This window comes from Actinacidiphila oryziradicis (assembly GCF_005047355.1).
Taxonomy (GTDB): domain Bacteria; phylum Actinomycetota; class Actinomycetes; order Streptomycetales; family Streptomycetaceae; genus Actinacidiphila; species Actinacidiphila oryziradicis.
In genome coordinates, this window is sequence record NZ_SUMC01000336.1 from 1 (window position 1) to 1,381 (window position 1,381).

At 72.0% G+C, this 1,381-nt stretch carries 3 protein-coding genes; all 3 read right to left on the bottom strand.

Translation table 11 applies throughout. The features are described 5' to 3' along the window. Positions 1 to 203 (bottom strand): hypothetical protein (locus FCI23_RS59095; protein WP_211265917.1); only part of this gene is annotated, 203 nt, incomplete at its 3' end. 143 nt (positions 204 to 346) lie between these two features. Beyond that, positions 347 to 631: a hypothetical protein gene (locus FCI23_RS55715; protein ID WP_136731771.1), complete on the bottom strand. Its 285-nt coding sequence runs from the start codon at positions 629 to 631 to the stop codon at positions 347 to 349. A 199-nt stretch (positions 632 to 830) separates the two neighbouring features. Beyond that, on the bottom strand, positions 831 to 1,381 hold a 551-nt coding region (locus FCI23_RS55720; protein WP_169317508.1), incomplete at its 5' end, for an amidohydrolase family protein.

The following is a 1,381-nucleotide window of genomic DNA, read 5'->3' on the forward strand; positions in this document are numbered from 1 at the left end:
AGACCGGTCGCGACCGTCGTGACCGGTGTGTTCCGGATGAGCCTGGCCTGCTGGACCCAGCGGGCCACGCATGCCGGTCGCCGGGCTGAACCACCGTCCCTGCGCTGCACCTCCCCCCCCACCGAACCCCGGTGCGGGGCGAGCAGCAGCGCCGGCCCGCGGACCCGCTCCGCGTAGTACTCCGCGTTCGCCGCCGGCGGCACCGGTATTCTGCGGGACGGGTCACCCGAGTGCCCGCCTTCCCCGCGCAGCGTGGCTAAAGCACAATTCCCTTCAGCGCGGGGCTGTCGCCGGTTGTTGCGGCGGAGAGTTCCGGTAGTGGTCGTGGGAGCCATTCGGCACTGTGTCACTGCCTCGTGAGGGCGAAGCCCAGGCCAGTCACCAAGACGGCCGCCGCCGCGAAGCCGACTCCCAGGGGGTCGGCTAGCGCCGGGTGCTGGTAGGTGAGGTAGACCAGGCCCGCCACCACGAGCAGGATCACCGCCAGGGCAAGCAGCAGCAAATACAGCCGGACCCCCTGCTGCTCGTCATCGCGGCAATCGGTGACGTCGGGCCTGGCAGCGGCGGCGGCGCGTTCGGCGGCGCCTGCCGGCCGGGGCCCGCGAACATCCCCGGCCGGGCAGGTGGGCATGAGTGTGCCCCCGAGGATCACAATCCGGGGGCACTAGGCCCGCCGCCCGAGGCAGGGAAGCCATGACAAGGCGGACCACTAACGGTTGCAACGACGGGAGCACGCGCCGGTCACGGGCCAAGGCCGCCTGCCCAGCGCTGTTTCCGCCGGAACTCGGGAGTGCACCGCTCGGCTGCGATTGCGGGGTCCTGCTTGGCGGTCACGGACGGCTCCTGAGGTCGAAGAGAGCCTCGGCGTTGCCGCCGAGGATGAGCTGCTGGGACGCCTTGTCGACCGGCAGCTTCTCGATCATGCGGATGCACTCCTCCAAGGGCACCGACAGCGGCGGCGAGTCGGTGCCGAACAGCATCCGCTCGGGCCCCAGCACCTCGGCGTTGAGGCTCAGGTGTGCCGGGCTGAGCGGGCTGGTGTCGACGTACATGCGCTGCAGTGCCGCGCCCGGGTCGGCCGCCGGCGGGGCGGCCGACTGCGCCGGCGGCGCGCCCCCGCCCCAGTGCCGGGGCCGCGCCGCTGTCTGGAGGCGCTCCGGCAGCAACGCCATCGCACCGCCGCCGGTGGCACCGATGAGTCGCAGCCCGGGATACTTGTCCAGCCATCCCGCGAAAGCGATCATGGCCATGCCCATGGTGACGTCGCAGAAGCGGCCGATCTGCTCGACGAAGCCGATGTCGTCGACCCGCTCTGTGCCGGCCGGTTCGGCCGGGGCGTGCACCAGGACCGGCACTCCCGTCTCCGCGGCCAGCGCGAAGA

Bases quoted from the DNA above. Each gene is read 5' to 3' on its own strand.
- FCI23_RS55715 (WP_136731771.1), bottom strand. From the start codon at position 631: ATGCCCACCTGCCCGGCCGGGGATGTTCGCGGGCCCCGGCCGGCAGGC.